The sequence below is a fragment of the Parvibaculum sp. genome (assembly GCF_049672805.1).
GTDB lineage: Bacteria > Pseudomonadota > Alphaproteobacteria > Parvibaculales > Parvibaculaceae > Parvibaculum.
The window spans coordinates 1-5,823 of the sequence record NZ_JBATWS010000247.1; the positions used below are offsets into that span (position 1 = coordinate 1).

6 protein-coding genes and 1 pseudogene are annotated in these 5,823 nt (G+C 60.9%); 1 reads left to right on the plus strand and 6 read right to left on the minus strand.

Features of this window, described 5'->3' with window-relative positions; all coding sequences use genetic code 11:
* From WBF74_RS07980 to miaA, 3 genes and pseudogenes are all read right to left on the minus strand, one after another.
* Positions 1–107, minus strand: a pseudogene (locus WBF74_RS07980) (acetolactate synthase small subunit); the annotation flags it as partial.
* Positions 108–168: 61 nt separating this feature from the next.
* Positions 169–1,926, minus strand: a complete 1,758-nt coding sequence (locus WBF74_RS07985) for an acetolactate synthase 3 large subunit (RefSeq protein ID WP_424437811.1) — start codon at positions 1,924–1,926, stop codon at positions 169–171.
* Positions 1,927–2,060: 134 nt separating this feature from the next.
* Positions 2,061–3,005, minus strand: a complete 945-nt coding sequence (gene miaA / locus WBF74_RS07990; protein WP_424437814.1) for a tRNA (adenosine(37)-N6)-dimethylallyltransferase MiaA — start codon at positions 3,003–3,005, stop codon at positions 2,061–2,063.
* Positions 3,006–3,029: 24 nt separating this feature from the next.
* Between miaA and serB the strand changes: the two genes are divergently transcribed.
* Positions 3,030–3,911, plus strand: coding sequence for a phosphoserine phosphatase SerB (gene serB / locus WBF74_RS07995; protein WP_424437817.1), 882 nt, complete (start codon positions 3,030–3,032; stop codon positions 3,909–3,911).
* On the opposite strand, the gene WBF74_RS08000 is transcribed toward serB, so the two are convergent.
* From WBF74_RS08000 to hflC, 3 genes are all read right to left on the minus strand, one after another.
* Positions 3,901–5,007, minus strand: coding sequence for a Do family serine endopeptidase (locus WBF74_RS08000; protein WP_424437820.1), 1,107 nt, complete (start codon positions 5,005–5,007; stop codon positions 3,901–3,903). The genes serB and WBF74_RS08000 overlap by 11 nt on opposite strands.
* Positions 5,008–5,123: 116 nt before the next feature.
* Positions 5,124–5,309 carry a DUF2065 domain-containing protein gene (locus WBF74_RS08005; RefSeq protein ID WP_424437823.1) on the minus strand — a complete coding sequence of 62 codons (186 nt, stop codon included), beginning with the start codon at positions 5,307–5,309 and terminating at the stop codon, positions 5,124–5,126.
* An 11-nt stretch (positions 5,310–5,320) separates the two neighbouring features.
* Positions 5,321–5,823: protease modulator HflC (hflC, locus tag WBF74_RS08010; RefSeq protein ID WP_424437826.1), on the minus strand; the 503-nt coding region annotated here is incomplete at its 5' end.

Genomic DNA, 5,823 nt, shown 5'->3' on the forward strand with positions numbered 1-5,823 from the left:
TTGTAGCCCCGACCGGAAAAAAGCCCGATCACGCGCGCAAGTACCCCCGCCTCGTTATCCACGAGCACGGAAATGGTGTGCCGCTCGATTATCTCGTCCTTCTTCATGCGCGTCTCTGTAGTGGGTATGCGGTGCCGGGGGAAGCGATATTTCGGAGGAGGCCGGTTCTCAGACCAGCATCTTGCCCTCTTCCGACACGCTGGCCCCTTCCGGGTCGTCGCCAAGGATCATTTCATTATGGGCGGCACCCGACGGGATCATCGGGTAGCAGTTCTCGAACTTGTCCACCAGACAATCGAAAATCACCGGGCCGGGCGTATCGATCATCTGCTTGATGGCAGCGTCCAGCTCGGAAGGCTTGGAGGCCCGGATACCCGTCGCCCCATAGGCTTCGGCGAGCTTCACGAAATCCGGCAGCGATTCCGAATAGGAATGAGAATAGCGGCCATCATGCAGCAATTCCTGCCACTGGCGAACCATGCCCATATATTCATTGTTCAGGACGAAAATCTTCACGGGCAGCCGGTACTGAACCGCCGTGGACATCTCCTGAATATTCATCAGGATCGAGGCTTCGCCCGCAATATCAATGACCAGCGCCTCGGGATGCGCAATCTGCGCGCCGATCGCCGCAGGCAAGCCATAGCCCATCGTGCCGAGGCCACCGGAAGTCATCCAGCGGTTCGGATCGTCAAAATGGAAGTGCTGTGCCGCCCACATCTGATGCTGGCCCACTTCCGTCGTGACATAGACCTCGCGGCCCCTTGTCAGCTGGAAAAGGCGCTCGATCGCCTGCTGAGGCTTGATGACCTCGTCATTCGTCTTGTAGGCGAGTGACTTGCGGCCGCGCCAGATATCGATCTGCTTCCACCAGTCCTCAAGCGCCGCCTTGTCGGTCCGGCGTGCCTTGGACTTCCAGATACGCAGCATGTCTTCAAGCACATGGGCACAGTCGCCGACAATGCCGACATCAACATGGACATTCTTGTTGATGGAGGAGGCATCGATATCGATGTGAATCTTCTTTGAATTGGGGGAGAAGGCATCAAGCCGCCCCGTCACGCGGTCATCGAAGCGCGCACCGATATTGATGAGCACGTCGCAATCATGCATGGCGTTATTGGCTTCATAGGTGCCATGCATGCCCAGCATGCCCAGCCACTGCTTGTCAGAAGCGGGATAGGCGCCGAGCCCCATCAGCGTGGAGGTGATGGGATAGCCCGTCAGGCGCACAAATTCGCGCAGGAGCTGGCTTGCAACCGGCCCTGAATTGATGATGCCGCCGCCCGTGTAGAAGATCGGCTTCTTCGCGTTCGTGATGAGTTCGATCGCCTCGCGGATCTTCCCGACATCGCCCTTCACCACCGGACGATAGGTACGGTGCTGGATATTGGGCGAGAAGCTGTATTCAGCCTTCTGGAACTGCACGTCCTTCGGAATGTCGATGACAACCGGGCCGGGGCGGCCATGCGTCGCGACATAGAAGGCTTCATGCATGACGCGAACGAGTTCCGGCGCGGACTTCACCAGCCAGTTATGCTTGGTGCAGTGGCGCGTGATACCGACCGTATCGGCTTCCTGGAAGGCATCCGAACCGATGAGATGGGTCGCGACCTGCCCCGTCAGGCAGACCAGCGGGATCGAATCCATCAGTGCGTCCGTGAGACCGGTAATAGCATTGGTGGCACCGGGGCCGGAAGTGACGAGCACAACGCCCGGCTTGCCCGTCGAACGCGCATAGCCCTCGGCCGCGTGAACCGCGCCCTGCTCATGGCGAACGAGAATGTGGCGAATCTTGTTCTGCTGGAAAAGCGCGTCATAGATCGGCAGGACAGCGCCGCCCGGATAGCCGAAAATCGTGTCCACGCCCTGATCGACCAGCGCCTTGATGACGATTTCTGCGCCTGTCAGTTCCTGAGCAGCCATTGGTCCCGTCCCGGTCCTTCATCGCCCGGCAACCCGCCGGACGCAAAAACAACAAGGCGGCACCGCGCGGAAGCTCCGTTTCCGGGCTCATTGACGCGCATAGCCGCCGAAATTGCGCGCAACCTAACCGCGCCTTACGGCCGGGTCAACCCCAATTCGTCAACAAACGAAAAGATTTTATCACTTAACCTTTCCGAATATTGCTCAAAAAACGTGTTCCACGCAATCATCTGCGTCCGAAACCAGGTTTCCTGCCTTTTCGCATAGGCGCGGCTTTCTCGCTTTCCAAGCTCGGCGGCTTCTTCCAGCGAGATTTCGCCCTCGATATGCCGGATAAGCGGTCGAAGGCCGAGCGCCTTCATGGCCGGCAGATCAGGGTCGAGCCCAAGCCCCGCCATGAACCGCGCCTCCTCCAGCGCCCCCTCATCCAGCATGAGGTCGAAACGGCGGTCGATCCGCTCCCGCAGCCAGCCCCGTTCGGGCGTGAGCACGATCCTGGCGAAATTGCCCGTCACCAGCGGCTGAGGCGGGACACGCTGCCACTCGCTGAGCGGCCGCCCTGTGGCCCGCGCAACCTCTATCCCCCTGGATATCCGTTGCAGATCGGACGGGCGGACGGTCCCGGCAAGCACCGGGTCAACGGCCCTGAGCAAGGCATGGGCACTCTCCCCCGCTGCGGCGACTTCTGCCCGCACCGCCTCGCGCAGATCAGCTTCAATCTGCGGCACGGGCGAAAGCCCGTCGATGAGGGCGCGAAGATAGAGTCCCGTACCGCCCACCACGACCGGCAGGGCACCACGATCCGCAATCTCGCGCATACGCTCCGCTGCCCGGACGGCCCAGCGCCCAGCCGAAAGAGGCTCCGTTGCCCCCGTGACCCCGTAAAGATGATGCGGCACTCTCGCCTCTTCTTCTCGCGAGGGGCGAGCCGTGATGATCCGCATTTCGCGGTAGAGCTGCATGGAATCGGCATTGATGATCTCGCCGCCAAACCTCTCCGCCACAGCAAGTGCCAGCGCCGACTTGCCGCTTGCGGTCGGCCCTGCAATAAGAACGGCTCTGCCGATGGCGACACTCACATAAGGCTCCTTCCGGTTTCCGCGATGAAATATGTCCTGACCCTGATAGGCAATAAAGCCACGCCGCTTGCAAGCGCGCATGTCGAAGCAGCGCGGCGCGCCCTGCCCGCAGCCGGTGAAACGGTGTGGCTGGCGGAAGGTGAAGCCTGCGACATCCCCTTTGACGGCGACCCGGCAGCGGCGGAGGCAGCGGCACGCGCGGCACTCGGCGATGCGAAAATCGACCTTTCCGCACAAAAGACGGAAGGCCGCCGCAAGAAGCTCCTCGTTGCGGACATGGATTCCACCATCATCGAGCAGGAATGTATCGACGAACTCGCCGCCGAACTCGGCATCAAGCCGAAAATCGCGGAGATCACCGAGCGCGCCATGCGGGGCGAAATCGGCTTCGAGCCGGCCCTTCGCGAGCGCGTGTCGCTGCTCAAAGGCCTTCATGTCTCGTCGCTGGAAAAGGTCTATCGCGAACGCATCACCGAGATGCCGGGTGGCCGGACACTGACCACCACCATGCGCGCCAATGGCGCGATCTGCGCGCTTGTTTCAGGCGGCTTCACCTTCTTCACCTCCCGCATCGCCAGGGCGGTCGGCTTTGATGTCAATCAGGCCAATGAACTTCTCTTCGAGAATGATGCGCTGACGGGCATCGTGAAGGAGCCCATTCTCGGGCGGCAGGCAAAGCTCGATGCGCTGATCGCGCTCCGCGAGGAGCATGGGCTGGCACCGCATGAAACCCTTGCCGTGGGCGATGGCGCGAATGATCTCGCCATGATCGGTGAGGCAGGTCTCGGCGTTGCCTATCACGCAAAGCCGGTTGTGGCAGAAGCGGCGGGCGCGCGGATTGACCACGGCGACCTCACCGCCCTTCTCTATCTACAGGGCTACAGGCGGGAAGAATTCAGGGGCTGACCTTCGACCGCGCTTCCACATCATCCGTGAGTTGCGCAATCTCGATGCGGCGCGTCAGCGTCTCGCCATCGCGGAATATCTGCAACTCGACGGTTGAGCCGATTTCCGCTGCCGCAACGATGCGCGGCAGATCGCGCATGGTGGCAATGGGGTGTCTGTCAAAGGCGAGGACAACATCACCCGGCTGCAACCCCGCCGCCGCTGCGGGCCCTCCCTCGGTCAGCCCCGCAATCAGCGCACCGCGCACCGGGCCAAGGCCGACACTCTCGGCAATGTCGGGCGTCACAGTCTGAATACGCACACCGATCCAGCCGCGTCTTGTCTCGCCATATTTGAGAAGCTGTTCAACCACCGGCTTTGCCGTGCTGGCTGGCACCGCAAAGCCGATACCGACAGAAGCACCGGAGGGCGAGATGATGGCGGAATTAACGCCCACCACCTCGCCATCGAGGTTGAAAAGCGGCCCGCCGGAATTGCCGCGATTGATCGCCGCATCGGTCTGAATGAATTCGTCATAATTGCCCGCATGAATATCGCGATTGAGCGCGGAGACGATGCCCGCCGTGACCGATCCGCCAAGACCGAAGGGATTGCCGATCGCCATGACCCAGTCCCCCACCCGCAGCTTGTCGCTGTCCCCGAAGCCGACGTAAGGGAGCGCCTCATCGCTTTCGACGCGCAGCACCGCAAGATCGGTCTTGGGGTCGCTGCCCACTAAAGTGGCGGGAAGTGTTTTGCCATCCGTGAAGGTGATTTCGATGCTGTCCGCACCCTCGATCACATGATTATTGGTGATGACAACACCGGACGGGTCGATCAGAAACCCCGAGCCGAGCGACTGAACGCGCTGCGGCCCCGCCTTCATCTGCTGTTCGAAGAACTCGTCGAAAAAATTGTTCAACGGTGAGTCTTCGGGAATGCCGGGTATTTCGAGTGACTGCGGCGCGATCACCTGTGAAATCGAAATATTGACGACGGCCGGAGAGAGTTGCTCTGCAAGCTCGGCAAAATTGCCGGAAGCGCGGCTTGCCTCGATCGGGAAAGCAAAAAGAAGGGCAGACAGGGAAGCGGAGAAGACAAGGCTTCTCCAACGCATGATCACACTGCCGCTGCCCGCCTTCGACATATCGTCCCCCTCATGGCCCGGACAATCCGACCGGGGCACCCTGTTCTTGTGTTTCTTTTTGATTATGGACGAAAGAGGCGCGTTGGTCAGCCGCGAACGAGCCAGACGACACAGACACCAAGGGCGAGCGCCCCGAGCCCGCCCATGCGCAGCGACTGATCCGATATTTCAGTGAGGGCCATGAGTGCCCGGCGCATGGCTGCCGGAAAGGCTGCGTAAAGCAGCCCTTCCAGAGCAATGGCAAGCCCAAGTGCGGAAAGAAGCTCGATCATGGAACGAAGCCTCAGCGGCGCCCGGTCTCCGATCCGAAGTAGCGGAAGAACTCGCTGTCGGGCGTCACGATCATGGTCGTGTTTTCGTTCTTCAGGCTCTGCTTGTAGGCCTCCATCGAACGATAGAAGGCGAAGAATTCGGGATCAGCCGAGTAAGCGGCGGCATAGATCTCGTTCCGCTTTGCATCGCCCTCACCGCGAAGGATCTGCGCGTCACGCTCCGCTTCGGCAAGTGTGACCGTCACTTCGCGGTCGGCACGGCTACGAATGCGCTGCGCTTCTTCGTTACCCTGCGCACGGATTTCAGCGGCTTCACGCTCGCGCTCGGTCTGCATGCGCTGATAGATCGCCTGACTGTTCTGCTCCGGCAGGTCAGCGCGGCGAATGCGGACATCGATCACCTCGATGCCGAACTGGACAGCAGCATTGTTGAAGGCATGCTGAATCTTCTTCATCAGGCCCGCACGGTCATCGCGCACCAGCTCTTCGAGCGTGTGGTCGCCCAGTACGTTAC

What these genes read in the sequence shown, in the direction of transcription:
- WBF74_RS08005 (WP_424437823.1), bottom strand. Translation starts at nt 5,309, where the DNA reads ATGATCGAGCTTCTTTCCGCACTTGGGCTTGCCATTGCTCTGGAAGGG.
- WBF74_RS07985 (WP_424437811.1), bottom strand. Translation starts at nt 1,926, where the DNA reads ATGGCTGCTCAGGAACTGACAGGCGCAGAAATCGTCATCAAGGCGCTG.
- WBF74_RS08000 (WP_424437820.1), bottom strand. Translation starts at nt 5,007, where the DNA reads ATGCGTTGGAGAAGCCTTGTCTTCTCCGCTTCCCTGTCTGCCCTTCTT.
- serB (WP_424437817.1), top strand. Translation starts at nt 3,030, where the DNA reads ATGAAATATGTCCTGACCCTGATAGGCAATAAAGCCACGCCGCTTGCA.